Here is a 16,499-nt window from a genome sequence, read left to right as displayed (position 1 = left end):
GAGCAGGCGGTGGCCGCCCCCGTCCGGGCCCGCCCCGGATGTCAGTGGCCACCGCTAGCCTCTCTCACGTGTCACCTCGCATCACCGACCCCGAGCAGCTCAAAGAGCTCCTCGGCATCCCGTTCACCCCGGAGCAGACGGCCTGCATCACCGCGCCGCCCGCCCCGCAGGTGATCGTGGCCGGAGCGGGGTCGGGGAAGACGACGGTGATGGCCGCCCGCGTGGTGTGGCTGGTCGGCACCGGCCAGGTCGCCCCCGAGCAGGTCCTCGGCCTGACGTTCACGAACAAGGCGGCGGGGGAGCTCGCCGAGCGCGTGCGCCAGGCGCTGATCAGGGCGGGCGTCACCGACCCCGACGCGGTCGACCCGGACAACCCGCCGGGCGAGCCGGTCATCTCGACGTACCACGCCTTCGCGGGCCGCCTCCTGACCGACCACGGCCTGCGCATCGGCCTTGAGCCGACCTCCCGCCTCCTCGCCGACGCCACCCGCTTCCAGCTCGCCGCACGCGTGCTGCGCGAGGCCCCGGGGCCCTACCCCGCGCTGACCCGCTCCTTCCCCGACCTGGTCAGCGACCTCCTCGCCCTCGACAGCGAGCTCGCCGAACACCTCGTGGGGCCCGAGCGGCTCCGCGCGTACGACACCGAACTGCTGCGGGCCCTGGAAGGCGCCAAGCTCACCAACGCCGACCTGCGCAAGGTCCCCGAGACAGCCGCGGCCCGGCTGGAGCTGGCCGAGCTCGTCGGCCACTACCGCGCGGCCAAGCGCTCCCGCGACCTCCTCGACTTCGGTGACCAGATCGCCCTCTCCGCGACGCTGGCCCGCACCCGCCCGGAGGTCGGCGAGATCCTCCGGGACGAATTCCGCGTCGTCCTCCTCGACGAGTACCAGGACACGTCGGTCGCCCAGCGCATCCTCCTGTCCGGCCTGTTCGGCGGCGGCACGGGCCACCCGGTGACCGCGGTCGGCGACCCCTGCCAGGCCATCTACGGCTGGCGCGGCGCCTCCGTGGCCAACCTCGACGACTTCCCCGACCACTTCGCGTACGCCGACGGCCGCCCCGCCACCCGCCACGCCCTCAGCGAGAACCGCCGCAGCGGCGGCCGCCTCCTCGACCTCGCCAACGGCCTCGCGGAGCCCCTGCGCGCCATGCACGCGGGCGTGGAGGCCCTCCGGCCCGCACCGGGCGCCGAGCGGGACGGCGTGGTGCGCTGCGCCCTGCTGCGCACGCACGCCGAGGAGATCGACTGGCTCGCCGACTCGATCGGCCACCTCGTCCGCACCGGCAAGGCGCCCGGCGAGATCGCCGTCCTGTGCCGCACGGCCACGGACTTCGCCGAGATCCAGTCCGCGCTGGTCGCCCGCGACATCCCGGTGGAGGTCGTCGGCCTCTCCGGACTGCTGCACCTCCCCGAGGTCGCCGACCTCGTCGCCGTCTGCGAAGTCCTCCAGGACCCGGGGGCGAACGCCTCCCTGGTGCGGCTCCTGACCGGTCCGCGCTGGCGCATCGGCGCCCGCGACCTCGCCCTCCTCGGCCGCAGGGCCCGCCTCCTCGTCCGCCCCGGGCACGCCGCTCCCGACGACCCGGACCGCCGCCTCGCCGAAGCCGTCGAGGGCGTCGACCCGGCCGAGGTGATATCCCTCGCGGACGCGCTGGACACGTTCCTGGAGACCCCCCTCGACCCGGACGACATCTCCGGACGAGACGACGGACTGCCCTTCTCGGCGGACGCCAGGGTGCGCTTCGCCCGGCTCGCCGCGGAACTGCGCGAGCTGCGCCGGTCGCTGGCCGACCCGCTGATGGACGTGCTGCACCGCGTGCTCGCCGTGACCGGCCTGGAGGTCGAGCTCTCCGCGTCACCGGGCGCCCTGGCGGCCCGCCGCCGCGAGACCCTGTCCAACTTCCTGGACGTCGCCGCCTCCTTCGCGGCGAACGACAGCGGTGCGTCGCTCCTCGCCTTCCTCGGCTTCCTGCGCACCGCCGCGCAGTACGAGAAGGGCCTCGACAACGCCCTGCCGGGCGGCGAGAACACCGTCAAGGTGCTCACCGCCCACCGGTCCAAAGGCCTGGAGTGGGACGTCGTCGCCGTCCCCGGCCTGGTCAATGGCGTCTTCCCGAGCGCCCAGGGCCGCGAGAAGTGGACCGCGCAGGCCAAGGTGGTGCCCCACGAACTGCGCGGCGACGCGGCCACGCTGCCCGACATCGAGGCGTGGGACGCCAAGGGCATGAAGGCCTTCCACGAGGCGATGAAGGACCACCAGAGCACCGAGGAACTCCGCCTCGGCTACGTGACCTTCACCCGCCCCCGCTCCCTGCTGCTCGGCTCGGGCCACTGGTGGGGACCCTCCCAGAAGAAGCCGCGCGGCCCCTCGGACTTCCTCCAGGCCCTGCACGACCACTGCGCGGCGGGCCACGGCGAGATCGAGGCCTGGGCGGACGCGCCGGCCGAGGACGAGGAGAACCCCGCCCTCCACGAGGCGACGGCCGACCAGGCATGGCCCCTTCCGCTGGACGACGCCTCCCTGGCCCGCCGCCGCGCCGCCGCCCGGACGGTCCTCGCCCACCTGGACCGCCTCACCGGAGAGAGCACACCGGAGCCCGCCCGCTCCCACGAGGAGACCCACCCGTCGGCGCACGACGACGTGCCCCCGGCCGAAAACCCCGACTGGCCACCCCCTCCGGAGGACGAAGAAGGGGTCTACGGAGAAGCGGCCTACGAAGAAGGGGTCTACGGAGAAGCGGATTTTCCCGGCGCAGACCCGGCGGACCGGGACGTCGACTGGGACTCCCTGGCGACGGAGCGCCCGACGCTCCCGCACCCCGCGGACGCCCCGGGAGCCGAAGCCGCGCGCCCCGGCGCCCCCGACACGGGCGGCCACCCGCACGTGAAGCTCCCCGCACCCCGCCCCGACGCCCGCCCGCACCCCGCCCCGGAGGAGCCCCGGACCCGCCCCGCCCCGGAGATCACCTCAGAGCTCACCCCGGAGGAAGCCCGCACCCTCGCCTCCTGGGACCGCGATCTGGACGCCCTGACCGGCGAGCTCCTGCGCGCCCGCGAAACCGTCAGGGACATTCCCGTGCCGCCCTCGCTCACCGCGTCCGAGCTGCTGCGCCTGGCCGCCGACCCCGAGGGCTTCGCACGGGACCTCGCCCGCCCCATGCCGCGCCCTCCGCAGCCCGCGGCCCGCCGCGGCACCCGCTTCCACGCCTGGATCGAGTCCCGCTTCGAAGAGCTCACGCTGCCGATGCACTTCCCGGAAGACCTGCCGGGCGGCGGCCCGGACGAGGCCGAGATCGCCGACGAGCGGGACCTGGAAGCCCTGAAGGAGGCCTTCGAGCGCACCGAGTACGCCCACCGCGCGCCCTACCGCGTCGAGGTCCCCTTCCAGTTCGTGATCGCGGGCCGCGTCATCAGGGGCCGCATCGACGCCGTCTACAAGGAAGGCGACGGCACCGACGCGACGTACGAGATCGTCGACTGGAAGACCAGCCGCACCCGCACCGCCGACCCCCTCCAGCTAGCCGTGTACCGCCTCGCCTGGGCCGAGCAGCAAGGTGTCCCCCTGGAGTCGGTGAAGGCCGCCTTCCTCTACGTACGCAGCGGGGAGGTCGCCCGCCCGAGGGACCTCCCGGACCGCGCCCGGCTGGAGCGGCTCCTGCTGGAGGAGCCGGCCGGCGTCCCGGGCGCCGAACCGCCGGACGAGCCCGCCCCGGATGGCGGATAGGCTCGTGACCATGAGCGAGACACCGGACAGCGCCGTCCGCACGTACATCGAGAACCACCGTGCCGCCTTCCTCGACGACCTCGCCGAGTGGCTGCGCATCCCGTCCGTGTCGGCTCAGCCCGACCACGCCGGGGACGTGCGCCGCAGCGCCGACTGGCTCGCCGCGGCGCTCAAGGAGACCGGCTTCCCGACCGCGGAGGTCTGGGAGACGCCCGGTGCGCCCGCCGTCTTCGCCGAATGGCCCTCCGACGACCCGCAGGCCCCCACCGTCCTCGTCTACGGCCACCACGACGTGCAGCCCGCGGCCCGCGAGGACGGCTGGCACACCGACCCCTTCGAGCCCGTCGTCCAGGGAAAGCGCCTCTACGCGCGCGGGGCGGCCGACGACAAGGGCCAGGTCTTCTTCCACACCCTCGGCGTCCAGGCCCACCTCGCCGCCACCGGCCGCACCGCGCCCGCGGTCAACCTCAAGCTGCTCGTCGAGGGTGAGGAGGAGTCCGGCTCCCCGCACTTCCGCGCGCTCGTCGAAGCCCACAAGGACCGCATCGCCGCCGACGCGGTGATCGTCTCGGACACCGGTATGTGGTCGGAGGACACCCCGACCGTCTGCACGGGCATGCGCGGCCTCGCCGAATGCGAGATCCAGCTGCACGGGCCCGACCAGGACATCCACTCCGGTTCCTTCGGCGGCGCCGTGCCGAACCCCGCCACCGAGGTCGCCCGCCTCGTCGCCGCCCTCCACGACGACCACGCGCGCGTGGCGATCCCCGGCTTCTACGAAGGCATCGTCGAGCTCACCGACCGCGAGCGGGAACTCTTCGCCGAGCTGCCCTTCGACGAAGGACGCTGGCTGAGCACGGCCAAGTCGCACGGCACCCGCGGCGAGGCCGGGCACACCACCCTGGAGCGCATCTGGGCCCGCCCCACCGCCGAGGTCAACGGCATAGGAGGCGGCTACCAGGGCGTGGGCAGCAAGACGATCATCCCGTCGTCCGCCCTGGTGAAGCTCTCCTTCCGGCTGGTCGCCGGCCAGGACCCCGACCGCGTGGAGAAGGCCGTGCGCGCCTGGGCCGCCGACCTCCTGCCCGCCGGCATCCGCCACACGGTCACCTTCAGCGGCGCCACGCGCCCATGCCTGACCCCGCTCGACCACCCGGCCCTTCAGTCCGTCGTCCGGGCGATGGGCCGCGCCTTCGGGCAGAAGATCCGCTTCACCCGCGAGGGCGGCTCGGGACCGGCCGCCGACCTCCAGGACGTCCTCGACGCGCCCGTGCTCTTCCTGGGCATCTCCGTCCCCTCCGACGGCTGGCACGCGCCGAACGAGAAGGTCGAGATCGACCTGCTGCTCAAGGGCGTCGAGACGACCGCCTACCTGTGGGGCGACCTCGCGGAGAACTGGCGCGATGCACACTGAGAGCCGCCGGGCCGCCGCATCCGTCCCGCCGCACGACCCAATCCATCGGGGGAGTTGGAAGCACCTGTGACCACCTGGACCGACCGCACCGCAGACCGGCCCGTCTCACTGACCGCGCAGAGCGGCATCGACCGCGCGGCGCACCACCGCCTGGACGAGGCGTGGCTGGCCGCCGCCTGGAGCCACCCCACGACCCGGGTCTTCGTGGTCTCCGGCGGCCAGGTGCTCATCGACGAGACGCCCGAGGGCGACACCGAACTGGTGATGACGCCGTCCTTCGAAGCGCCGCTCACCGAGGAGCACCGCTACTTCCTGGGCACGGACGACGACGGCGTCAGCTACTTCGCGCTCCAGAAGGACACCCTGCCGGGCCGCATGGACCAGTCGGCGCGCCCCGCCGGGCTGCGCGAGGCGGGGCTCCTGCTCTCCCCCCGGGACGCGGGCCTGATGGTGCACGCCGTCGCCCTGGAGAACTGGCAGCGGCTGCACCGCTTCTGCTCGCGCTGCGGCGAGCGCACGGTCATCGCGGCGGCGGGCCACATCCGCCGCTGCCAGGCCTGCGGCGCCGAGCACTATCCGCGCACGGACCCCGCCGTGATCATGGCGGTCAGGGACAGCGAGGACCGCATCCTCCTCGGCCGCCAGGTGCACTGGCCCGAAGGGCGCTTCTCCACCCTCGCGGGCTTCGTCGAGCCGGGGGAGTCCATCGAGCAGTCGGTGCGGCGCGAGGTCTTCGAGGAGGCGGGTGTCACGGTCGGCGACGTGGAGTACGTCGCGAGCCAGCCCTGGCCCTTCCCCTCCAGCCTGATGCTGGGCTTCATGGCCGACGCCACCTCCTCGGAGATCAACGTCGACGGCGAGGAGATCCACGAGGCGCGCTGGTTCTCCCGCGAAGAACTGCGGGCCGCATTCGAGTCCGGGGAGGTTTTGCCTCCCTACGGAATCTCGATTGCGGCCCGGCTGATCGAGCTCTGGTACGGCGAGCCCCTGCCGAAGCCGGGGCCCGTGGGCTGATCCGCTCAGGCGGCCAGCTTCTGCTTGACCTGCGCCAGCGACGGGTTCGTCAGCGTGGAGCCGTCCGGGAAGAGAACGGTGGGAACCGTCTGGTTTCCGCCGTTCGCCTTCTCGACGAAGGCCGCGGAGTCCGGGTCGTGCTCGATGTTGACCTCGGTGTACGCAATGCCCTCACGGTCCATCTGGCCCTTGAGGCGGCGGCAGTAGCCGCACCACGTCGTGCTGTACATCGTCACAGTGCCCGGCATGTCTCGTGTGCTCCTTCGTTGCTCGGGGTGCGTCATCGCATTGAATCGAACGTACGCGACACGGCCACCATTCCCGCATTAGTACGACCGGTGCCGTCTCCCTGTGGACAACCGGCTCACCCGCCCCTCGCGACCTGGCAAGCTGGCTGGGTGACATCAGCAACGCACTCCACCCTCTTCCCGCAGGTCCCGGACTCTCCCGACGCGGTGCTCGACGGGCTCGACCCGGAGCAGCGCGAGGTCGCCACCGCCCTGCACGGGCCGGTGTGCGTCCTGGCGGGTGCCGGCACCGGCAAGACACGGGCGATCACGCACCGGATCGCCTATGGAGTGCGCGCCGGAATGCTCCAGCCCGCCAGCGTGCTGGCCGTCACCTTCACCAACCGCGCGGCGGGCGAGATGCGCGGCCGCCTCCGCCAGCTCGGCGCCGCCGGCGTCCAGGCCAGGACGTTCCACTCCGCGGCCCTGCGCCAGCTCCAGTTCTTCTGGCCGAAAGCAGTCGGTGGCCCGCTGCCCCGGATCGTCGACCGCAAGATCAAGCTCGTCGCGGACGCGGCCGCCGCCTGCCGCATCCGCCTCGACCGCAATGAGCTGCGCGACCTCACCAGCGAGATCGAGTGGTCCAAGGTCACCCAGACCGTCCCCGCGGACTATGCGGCGGCCGCCGCCAAGTCGGGCCGCGACATCCCGCGCGACCCGGCCGAGATCGCCCAGCTCTACGCGGCGTACGAGGACCTCAAGCGCGACCGCGCCGTCATCGACTTCGAGGACGTGCTGCTGCTCGCCGTCGGCATCCTCCAGGACCGCCACGACATCGCCGAACAGGTCCGCTCCCAGTACCAGCACTTCGTGGTGGACGAGTACCAGGACGTGAGCCCGCTCCAGCAGCGCCTCCTGGAGCTGTGGCTGGGGGAGCGGGACAATCTCTGCGTCGTCGGCGACGCCAGCCAGACGATCTACTCGTTCACCGGCGCCACCCCCGACCACCTGCTGAACTTCCGCACCCGCCACCCGGGGGCGACCGTCGTCAAACTGGTCCGGGACTACCGCTCCACCCCCCAGGTGGTCCACCTCGCCAACGGCCTGCTCTCCCAGGCCCGCGGCCGCGCCGCCGACCACCGCCTGGAGCTGATCTCCCAGCGCGACCCCGGCACCGAGCCGGTCTACACGGAGTACGCGGACGAGCCCGCCGAGGCCGAAGGCGCCGCCCGCCGCATCCGCGCCCTCCTCGCCGACGGTGTCCCCGCCAGCGAGATCGCGATTCTCTTCCGCACGAACTCGCAGTCGGAGATCTACGAACAGGCGCTCGCCGACGCGGGCGTCCCCTACCAGCTCCGCGGCGCCGAGCGGTTCTTCGAGCGCACCGAGGTGCGCGAAGCGGGCGCGGCCCTGCGCGGCGCGGCCCGCTTCGGGGGCAACGACGCGCTGCTCGACGACGTGGTCGACCTGCCCTCCCAGGTGCGTGCCGTGCTCTCCACCAAGGGCTGGACGACCGAGCCGCCCGCGGGCTCCGGGGCGGTCCGCGACCGCTGGGAGTCCCTGGCCGCGCTGGTGCGGCTCGCCGAGGACTTCTCCCGGGCCAGACCGGACGCGACCCTCGCCGACCTCGTGGCCGAGCTCGACGAGCGGGCGAACGCCCAGCACGCGCCCACCGTCGAAGGCGTCACCCTCGCCTCGCTGCACGCGGCCAAGGGCCTGGAGTGGGACGCCGTGTTCCTGGTGGGCCTAGCCGAAGGCATGATGCCGATCACGTACGCGAAGACGGACGAGCAGATCGAGGAGGAGCGCCGCCTCCTCTATGTGGGCGTGACCCGCGCCCGCGTCCACCTCTCCCTCTCCTGGGCGCTCTCCCGCTCGCCGGGCGGCCGTCCCAACCGCCGCCCCAGCCGGTTCCTGGACGGCCTGCGCCCCGGCTCCGGAGCGGGCGCGGCGGCCCGGACCGCGGGCGGCGGGCCCGGCGGTGTCGAGCGCGGCAGCGGCGGCGAGGGGGCCGGCACCGCGGCCGGGCGCCGACAGCGGCAGAGCCGCACCCCGGCCCGCTGCCGGGTCTGCGGCCGGACCCTGACCGACGCGGGCGAGCTGAAGCTCCTGCGGTGCGAGGACTGCCCGTCCGACATGGACGAGGGGCTGTACGAGCGGTTGCGGGAGTGGCGGTCGGGCCGCGCGAGGGAGCTGGGACAGCCCGCCTACTGCGTCTTCACGGACAAAACCTTGATCGCGATCGCGGAGGCCGTGCCCGACGACGAGGGTGAGCTGGCCCGCATCCCCGGGGTCGGGGTCCGTAAGTTTCACCGCTTCGGAGCCGACGTCCTCGCTATTTGCGCTGGTCAGGAGCGTGTAAGGGGCGCCGATGGCGAATGATTCAAACTCGTCGAAAAAATAGTTTGCGCATGCGCGAGGAAGACCCATAGGTTCTTAACACGGAAACGGCGGCTTCTCCGAAGCCCCGGTTCCGTGCTGTACTTGACAGTCCGCAGGATCGGTTCCGGTCGATCCCCTAGACGCCGAGAGGAGGCGAATTCCAGTGATCAGCATCAACGAGAGCTTCATCAGCACCGCGAAAATGACCGATCGCTCGGTCGTCGCTTCCTGCCTGCTCGGCTTCTCGAACCAGGGCACCGGTCTGTCCGGCGGCATCCCCGCCGTGCGTCCGCTGCCCGCCTCCCTGCCTCTCGCCGGTCTTCGCGTCAGCGAGGCCAATGAGGGCAATGAGCGACCGACCCAGGCACCGGAAGCAGCAGTAGCACAGGCTCAGGCGCAGGCCTATGCCTTTGCGGCGGCCGGTGCCGGATTCCGGAAGCAGACGACGCACCACCACACGATGTGGGCCTTCCGTGGGCTCGAACCCTGGAGTGATCCAGTCTGATCCTCGATCAGACCGGCGCCTTCAGGGCCGCGGAACCCCACCCGGGATCCGCGGCCCTTCTGTTTTCCCCAAAACAGGGAGACAGAGCGAAGGGGCCGACCGCAAGACCCGGTACCAGCCGCCAACCGGCCGACCCAGGCCGGCACGACCAGACGAGGAAAACACCACCGTGCAACTCGAAGCGCACGCCCCGTCCGTACCGCCTTCACAGACGCTCCCCCCGCCCGCACCCACGGAGGACCCGACCTTGACTCCCCTCACCGCGCTCACCGCGCTCGACGACGCCATCGAGAACCTCGGCGTACCCGTTCCCTGCCGTGCCTACGACCCCGAGGTCTTCTTCGCGGAGTCCCCGGCCGATGTCGAGTACGCCAAGTCCCTCTGCCGCACCTGCCCGCTGATGGAGGCCTGCCTCGCCGGCGCCAAGGAGCGGCGCGAGCCGTGGGGCGTCTGGGGCGGCGAGCTGTTCGTCCAGGGTGTCGTCGTAGCCCGGAAGCGGCCCCGTGGCCGCCCGCGCAAGAACCCGGTCGTCGCATGAACACCGCCGGAACCATCGACCGTCCCCTCACGCACGACCCCAAGAAGCAGGCCCCGATGAAGGCAGCCACCCGCGAGCCCGCAGGCTCCGCGACCTCAGACTTCACCACCACCGGCGCGCACGTCTCGCGCCAGAACAGGACCCGTCAGATGCAACTCATCCCCGAAGCCATGGCTCGTGCGCATATGCACGAACGCCTGCGTGAAGCCGAGGCTCAACGCCCGGCCGCGCGCCTGATGGCGGCCCGCCGCATGCAGCGCCGCGCGGAGCGCGCGTCGCTGCGTGCCCGGCGCGCGATCGCCATAGCGGTCATGCAGTAAGAGCCGCGAAGGCGCCTCGGCGCGACGACAGATACCCGCGGGGGACGGTCCGAACGGGCCGTCCCCCGCAGTGCGTTGTGCTCACCGATGGTCCGGCGCGGCGATAGGGTCGCCGGGTGGAACAGCAGAACCCCCGGCCCGCCGAGACAGCGGACGTCGTCTGCTCACGCTGCGGCACGGTCGCCGAAGGCACGCCACCGACCTGGACCTGCTCCGTGGAGAACGGCATCCGCCACTACTTCTGCGACGCCTGCGCGCGGGAGAACATCAGAGCCATCGAAGGACGCCTCGACTCCGACTGGTGGTGAGCCGTCCCCGCGCTCAGGCCTCCACCACCGCGCTGCCCTCCTCGGCCTCCGTGGCCTCCTCGGTCTCTCCGCCTTCTTCGATCTCCTCGATGTCCGCGGGCTCCTCCACGAAGCCGGGCAGCCACTCCTCCAGCTCGTCCCGCATCCGTACCGTCGCGCCCAGCTGGCACAGCACCCCGATCGTGCTCACCGTCACGCGGTGTATCAGCAGATAGGCCGGGGGCAGGTTCAGATACCGGCCCAACTGATAGGCGGGGGAGCGGACATCGGCCAGCCGGGCCGCGTGCGTGCGCATCCAGGCGCGGGTGAAGGTGTACTCGTCCACCGCCAGGGGCTCGATGATCGGCAGGAGATAGTCGAGCACCGCCTGCGGTTCCAGCTCGACGGAGTCCTTGACGAAGTTCTCTTCGCGCAACATGTCGTAGACGGCGTCGGCCTCGCCCGCCAGCGTCATCCGCAACGACCTGCCGATGGTCGGGGGCAGCCCGTCCGGCAGCCGGTCGACCGTGCCGAAGTCGAGGACACCGAGGCGGTAACCGTCCTTCTCGTCGGGAAGCAGGCGGAAGTTGCCGGGGTGCGGGTCGGCGTGGAGCAGTCCCGTGCGCGTCGGGCCGGAGAAGAGAAAGCGGGCCAGCAGCTGGCCCGCCCGGTCGCGCTGCTCCTTCGTGCCGTCGGCGATCACCTCCGAGAGAGGCGTCCCGTCCATCCACTCCGTCACCAGGACCTGCTCGCTCTGGTGCACCACCCGCGGCACCACCACGTCCGGGTCGTCCGCGAACTCCTCGGCATGCGCCTGCTGGGCCTGCGCCTCCAAGGCGTAGTCGAGCTCCTCCGAGACACGGTCGCGCAGCTCCGTGATGAGCGGCTTGATGTCCATTCCCGGAATCAGCGGCCCCAGGAGGCGGGCGAACCGGCTCAGTTGGTTGAGGTCGGAGAGCAGCGCCTCGCCCGCTCCCGGGTACTGGACCTTGACCGCCACCTCACGGCCGTCCGCCCACACGGCCCGGTGCACCTGCCCGATCGACGCGGCAGCCGCCGGCTTGTCCTCGAACTCCAGGAACAGATCCCGCCACTCCTCGCCGAGCCGCTCCTCCAGAACGGAGTGCACGGTCCGGGTCGGCATCGGGGGCGCCGCCTCCTGGAGCTTCGTCAGCGCCGCCCGGTACGGACCCGCGATCTCCTCCGGGAGCGCGGACTCGAAGACGGACAGCGCCTGCCCGAACTTCATGGCGCCGCCCTTCAGCTCGCCGAGGACCTTGAAGAGCTGCTCCGCCGTGCGCTGCTGCAGCTCGCGCCCCACGATCTCCGCCGACTTGCCCCCGATCCGCTTGCCGAGCCCCCAGGTCGCGCGCCCCGCGAAGCCGAGCGGCAGCGCGGCCAATTTGGCGGTACGGGTGACCGCCTTCCGGGGAAGATCAGACATGCGCCCCTCCAAGTCCCAGACAGCCGCGCCTTGTCAGGCGGTTACCCGGCCATTGTTGCGTGCGGCTTCGTGTCAGCGGTGGGCCGATCCCCCTTAACGGACACACCGGCCCCACAAGAGCATGATGGATGCGGCGAAATCGGGCTCGAGTGCCACTCGAATCCTGGGACGGAGGCCGTCCAGCGCACCCCCGCCCCGGCCGACGAACCGCTGTCCAAAAAGGCGAGGGCATGCCCTGCCGCCAGCCCGGCGACCGACGTCGACAGGGCCAGGTCGCACGCCGGCACCTGCCGGGCAGGCCCGGAGCGCCACTGCGCCAGCATCCGGGGCCAGGTGGCATCGCGGTCCGCGCGGTGCCGGAACAGGCACTCGGCACACGCGGTCGTCCCCGGCAGGACCAGAGGGCCCACCACGCCCGTCCCCTCGATCACTCCCGCGTAGAGATGGGGGATGCCGGAGGCGAGCAGCTCCTCGGCCGCGGCGGGCGCGGGAGCGTACGCATCCAGGCCGTCCCTCGGGGCGATGATCACCAGGGACAGACCAGCCGCCCCCTCGGGCTCGGTGGGCCGACGGGGTGGCCGTCCGGGTGCCGACTGGCGCACGATCCGGCGTGCGGTCGTGTCCCTGCGCTCCCCGACGGACTCGGCGGGCAGGCCGCCCGGCGCGACGTCCCACGGCCGCACATGCCCGCCGTCCAGCACATCGACCCGGCCGACGCCCGCGCCCGCCAGCACGGAGGCCACGACGGCGCCGACCCGCCCGGCGCCCTGCACCCGCACCCGCATGGCCCGCCGCGCCGCGGCCTTGGCCATCGCGCCGCCCGGCTCGGCGGAGAGAAGCGACAGCGAGGCCAGGTCGGCGCGCAGCCGGTCCATGACCTCGCCGCGCTCACGCAGCGCGTCGGCCGCGGGGCCGCCGCCCGTCGAGTCGTCGAGGAGGCCGGCCCGCGTGAGCTCACCCAGGAGTCTGTCCACGTGCCCGTCCGGCAGCCCCATCCGCCGGGCCTCCTCGCGCAGGAGCGGCACTCCGCGAGTGCCGTCCAGAAGGGTCAGGAAGCTGCTCGTCGCCGTGTCCATCGGGCCGAGCACCAGGGCGTGCGCGGGTGCCACCCCGAACTGCACGGTGCTCAGGTCCCGCCAGCCGCGCCGCAGTGCGGGCTTCAAGACCGGATGCGCGGTCGTCGCGGCAGTCGTGGCCCTTGCCTTCGTTGCCTTTGTCCCCTGCGTTGCGTTCGTTGCCTTCGTCGTGCTCGTCGCTGCGGTCATGGTCGTCCCCCGTCGGCCGGTCGTCGCGGTCCCGTCCGCCGCGCCGATCGAATGCCAGAATGCCCGCCCCACCGGACGCCCGCGTCGCGTTGTCCACAGGCGGTGGGTGTTAGTCGTACTAATCAGTCGTACTCATCGAACACACAGGGGCGGAACAGCGCCGAACCGTCCCGGAGGCGGGACTTCCCCCATGCCCAGCGGGTAACGTCGGGGCGTGCCCGCCGACCCGTCCTCTCGCGTCGCTGGGGAGACCTCAGCGCGTCGCGCCGGAGCTCCACAGCGCAGCACGGCCAGCCCGTCACCGTCCGGTGCGGTGGCGAGTGCGGTCGAGGTCAGACGGAGCGCCCGCCGCCGCAGAACGGTCTCCGCGTACCGAGAGGGCGACCGCACCGTCGTCCTCATCCCGGCCCGGATGTCCGAGGCGGAGGAGCAGCGCTGGGTCAACGTGATGCTCGACAAGCTAGCGGCCCAGGAGAGCAAGCGGCTGCTCGGCGACGCGGAGCTCGCCGAGCGCGCCGGCCAGCTGTCCGACCAGTACTTCGGCGGCCGCGCCAGGCCGGCCTCCGTTCGCTGGGTCACGAACCAGAACACCCGCTGGGGCTCCTGCACCCCGGCCGAGGGCAGCATCCGTCTGTCGCACCGGTTGCAGGGCATGCCCGAGTACGTCGTGGACTACGTGCTCGTCCACGAGCTCGCCCACCTTCTCGTCCCCGGCCACGGGCCTCGTTTCTGGCGGCTCCTGGAGGCCTACCCCCGCACCGAACGAGCGCGGGGCTACCTCGAAGGGGTGGTCGCGGCCGGTCGGCTGCCCCACCTGCCGGCCGCCCGCGAGGAGTGAAAGTCCGCCGGATCTCGCGGTTGTGTAGCGGCTCTGTACCGGCTTCGCCCGCTGTCGGACTTTGCGGTTAGCCTGACGCGACGCATTCACCTTCGGGATGGGGGACGGTCGTTACGTATGGCCAGGGAATTCCAACGCGGCCACAAGGCCAAGGTCAGTGACCTCACCGCGGGAACCGATCTGTACGTCGGCGTGCAGATCTCCGCACCGGGGCTGACGTTCGACATCAGCTGCTTCGGCCTGGACGCGAGCGAGCGGCTCTCGGACGACCGTTACTTCATCTTCTTCAACCAGCCGAAGTCCCCCGAGGAGTCGATCCAGCTCCTGGGCGCCCAGGCGGGCGACACCGAGTCCTTCCGGGTCACGCTCGACCGCATCCCGCAGCAGATCCAGCGACTGTCGTTCACGGCGACGATCGACGGCGCCGGCCAGATGTCGCAGGTCGCCTCCGGGTACATCCGCATCGTCGCGGGCGGCGAAGAAGTGGCGCGCTACGCCTTCAGCGGCGCGGAGTTCTCCACGGAGCGCGCCGTCATGCTGGGCGACTTCTACATGAAGGACGTCTGGCGGTTCGCCGCGATCGGCCAGGGCTTCGACGGCGGCCTCGAGGCGCTCCTGCGGAACTTCGGCGGCGAAATCGCCGAGGAGGAGCCCGCCGCCCCGCAGCCGCAGGCCGCCGCGCCCTCCTTCGCACCGCCCGCGCAGGCCGCGGCGCCGCCCGCGTTCGGCGCCCCGGCGTCCGCCGCGCCGCCCCAGGCACCCGCGCCCGCCCCCGCCCCGGCACCCGCCCCCGCGCCCGCACAGAGCTTCGCGGCGCCGCAGGGCGCCACCCCGCCCCCGGCTCCCGCCCCCGTGGACCCCTCGGTGCACGCCGCGCACACCGTCGTGGCCCCGATGAACCAGCCGCCGGGCGGAGCCGTGCCGCCACCGCCGGCTCCCTCGCCGTACGGCCAGCCCGGTCAGCAGCCTCCGCAGCAGCCGCCTTTCGGCCAGGCCCCGGGCCAGACCGCGCCCCCGCCGCCCGGATACGGCCAGCAGCCCGCCGCCCCCACCCCTCCGCCTGGGTACGGCCAGCAACCCGCCGCCCCCATGCCCCCGCCCGGCTACGGCCAGCAGCCCCCCAGTGGGCAGTTCCCCGGACAGCACGCCGCCCCGCAGGGCGCGGCACCCCAGGGCGCCGGTGTGGCCGCGGCCCTCCAGAAGTACCGCGAAGCACCCACCGGCCAGCGCTGGACGCAGCAGAACGAGAAGCTGGTCCGCGTCGACCTCGGCGTCGCCGACCAGCCCATCCTCGCCCGCCAGGGCAGCATGGTGCTCTACCAGGGCAAGGTCGAGTTCAGCTACAAGGGCGCGGGCTTCGCCGGGCGCATCGTGGGCAACGCCACCGGCCAGGAGATGCAGCTCATGCGCTGCTCCGGCCGGGGCCAGGTCTTCCTCGCCGAGGAGGGCACCCACCTGCACCCCATCGAACTCCAGGGCGACGCGATCTGCGTCTCCGCGGAGAACGTCCTCGCCTTCGACGAGTCCCTCCAGCACGAGGTGCGCAGGATCGAGGGGCACGGCATCCCCGGCGGCGCGCTGTTCGTCATGCAGTTCCAGGGCACCGGCACCGTCATCGTGAAGACGCACGGTGTGCCCGTGGTCCTGCCCGTCACACCGACGACCTTCGCCGACTGCCACGCCGTCGTCGCCTGGTCGGCCGCCGCTCAGGCGATCGTCTCCAGCCAGGTCCGGCTGCGCAGCAACGCGTACGCGGGGTCCACGGGCGAGAGCGTGAACCTCCAGTTCCGTGGCGCGCCCGGCAATTTCATCGTCGTCCAGCCGTACGAGGTCTGAGGGAGCCCGTCATGAATCAGCAGCTCGCGGGCTTTGCTCCCGCACCCGTCGCCGCCCGCATGGAGAACCACGGCCACCACATGGTCAAGGTCGCCATGCAGACCGGCAACGACCTCCTCGCGCGCGTGGGCTCGATGGTCGCCTACGAAGGGTTCGTGCAGTACGAGCCGAACCCGCCCGCCGTCCGTCAGGTCGCGCGTGAGTGGATGACCGGCGAGGGCGCGCCCTTGATGAAGTGCTCCGGAGACGGCCTTCTCTACCTCGCCGACTACGGAGCGGACGTCGTCGTCATCAATCTGGCGGGCGACTCCCTCTCGGTGAACGGCACCAACCTCCTCGCCCTCGACACGTCCCTCCAGTGGGGTGTCGAGCGGGTCAAGGGCATGGCCAAGTTCGCCGGGCAGGGCCTGTGGAACATCAAGATCTCCGGGCAGGGCTGGGTCGCGCTGACGTCCCGGGGCACCCCGATCGTCGTCGACTGCGGCCGCGGCGACGACGAGACGTACGTCGACCCGGACGCCCTGATCGCCTGGTCCCCGAACCTCAAGGTGAAGGGCAAGCGCAGCTTCAAGGCCGGCTCCCTCATCGGGCGCGGCAGCGGCGAGGCCTACCAGATGGGCTTCTCCGGAGAGGGCATCGTCGTCGTACAGCCCAGTGAGGACAGCACCGACCGTCTCCGAGCACGGGGCTGAGGGGGAGCAACA

14 protein-coding genes are annotated in these 16,499 nt (G+C 72.2%); 11 read left to right on the top strand and 3 right to left on the bottom strand.

The features are described 5' to 3' along the window. Positions 1-68: 68 nt before the first annotated feature. The 3 genes from ACZ4Z4_RS22960 (at position 69) to nudC (ending at position 6,153) form a co-directional block, all read left to right on the top strand. Entirely contained in the window at positions 69-3,725 is a 3,657-nt protein-coding gene (locus ACZ4Z4_RS22960) for a UvrD-helicase domain-containing protein (protein WP_468330125.1), read from the top strand. Positions 3,726-3,735: 10 nt separating this feature from the next. Next, entirely contained in the window at positions 3,736-5,139 is a 1,404-nt protein-coding gene (locus ACZ4Z4_RS22955) for a dipeptidase (RefSeq protein WP_468330122.1), read from the top strand. A gap of 66 nt (positions 5,140-5,205) precedes the next feature. Continuing rightward, positions 5,206-6,153, top strand: a complete 948-nt coding sequence (gene nudC / locus ACZ4Z4_RS22950; RefSeq protein ID WP_468330119.1) for an NAD(+) diphosphatase — start codon at positions 5,206-5,208, stop codon at positions 6,151-6,153. Between the two features lie 5 nt (positions 6,154-6,158). Here nudC and ACZ4Z4_RS22945 read toward each other — a convergent pair whose 3' ends face one another. Continuing rightward, a complete protein-coding gene (locus ACZ4Z4_RS22945) occupies positions 6,159-6,401 on the bottom strand; it encodes a mycoredoxin (RefSeq protein WP_362996401.1) in 243 nt (80 codons plus the stop codon). A 90-nt stretch (positions 6,402-6,491) separates the two neighbouring features. Between ACZ4Z4_RS22945 and ACZ4Z4_RS22940 the strand changes: the two genes are divergently transcribed. The 5 genes from ACZ4Z4_RS22940 to ACZ4Z4_RS22920 all read left to right on the top strand — a co-directional run bounded on the left by ACZ4Z4_RS22940 (position 6,492) and on the right by ACZ4Z4_RS22920 (position 10,433). Next, positions 6,492-8,762: an ATP-dependent DNA helicase UvrD2 gene (locus ACZ4Z4_RS22940; protein ID WP_468330116.1), complete on the top strand. Its 2,271-nt coding sequence runs from the start codon at positions 6,492-6,494 to the stop codon at positions 8,760-8,762. A 163-nt stretch (positions 8,763-8,925) separates the two neighbouring features. Further along, complete coding sequence (locus ACZ4Z4_RS22935) at positions 8,926-9,267, top strand: hypothetical protein (RefSeq protein WP_468330113.1); 342 nt, start codon at positions 8,926-8,928, stop codon at positions 9,265-9,267. 169 nt (positions 9,268-9,436) lie between these two features. Continuing rightward, complete coding sequence (locus tag ACZ4Z4_RS22930; RefSeq protein WP_055565619.1) at positions 9,437-9,805, top strand: WhiB family transcriptional regulator; 369 nt, start codon at positions 9,437-9,439, stop codon at positions 9,803-9,805. Continuing rightward, complete coding sequence (locus ACZ4Z4_RS22925) at positions 9,802-10,125, top strand: hypothetical protein (protein ID WP_468330110.1); 324 nt, start codon at positions 9,802-9,804, stop codon at positions 10,123-10,125. Before ACZ4Z4_RS22930 ends, ACZ4Z4_RS22925 begins: the two co-directional genes overlap by 4 nt. 116 nt (positions 10,126-10,241) lie before the next feature. Next, positions 10,242-10,433, top strand: a complete 192-nt coding sequence (locus ACZ4Z4_RS22920) for a hypothetical protein (protein ID WP_468330107.1) — start codon at positions 10,242-10,244, stop codon at positions 10,431-10,433. A gap of 13 nt (positions 10,434-10,446) precedes the next feature. Here the strand turns inward: ACZ4Z4_RS22920 and ACZ4Z4_RS22915 are convergent, their stop codons facing one another. Further along, positions 10,447-11,856 carry an ABC1 kinase family protein gene (locus ACZ4Z4_RS22915; RefSeq protein ID WP_468330104.1) on the bottom strand — a complete coding sequence of 470 codons (1,410 nt, stop codon included), beginning with the start codon at positions 11,854-11,856 and terminating at the stop codon, positions 10,447-10,449. Positions 11,857-11,897: 41 nt separating this feature from the next. Next, positions 11,898-13,019 (bottom strand): TOMM precursor leader peptide-binding protein, encoded by a 1,122-nt coding sequence (locus ACZ4Z4_RS22910; RefSeq protein ID WP_468330101.1) that lies wholly within the window; start codon positions 13,017-13,019, stop codon positions 11,898-11,900. Positions 13,020-13,335: 316 nt separating this feature from the next. On the opposite strand from ACZ4Z4_RS22910, the gene ACZ4Z4_RS22905 reads away from it, so the two are divergent. From ACZ4Z4_RS22905 to ACZ4Z4_RS22895, 3 genes are all read left to right on the top strand, one after another. Next, positions 13,336-13,959 (top strand): M48 metallopeptidase family protein, encoded by a 624-nt coding sequence (locus ACZ4Z4_RS22905; RefSeq protein ID WP_468330098.1) that lies wholly within the window; start codon positions 13,336-13,338, stop codon positions 13,957-13,959. 117 nt (positions 13,960-14,076) lie between these two features. After that, entirely contained in the window at positions 14,077-15,795 is a 1,719-nt protein-coding gene (locus ACZ4Z4_RS22900) for a TerD family protein (protein WP_468330096.1), read from the top strand. A gap of 11 nt (positions 15,796-15,806) precedes the next feature. Further along, positions 15,807-16,487, top strand: coding sequence for an AIM24 family protein (locus ACZ4Z4_RS22895; RefSeq protein WP_468330093.1), 681 nt, complete (start codon positions 15,807-15,809; stop codon positions 16,485-16,487). Positions 16,488-16,499 lie beyond the last annotated feature (12 nt).

This window comes from Streptomyces sp. NPDC030245 (assembly GCF_055572995.1).
Note: the sequence above shows the minus strand (reverse complement) of the source record. Positions and strands in the feature narration are given on the sequence as shown.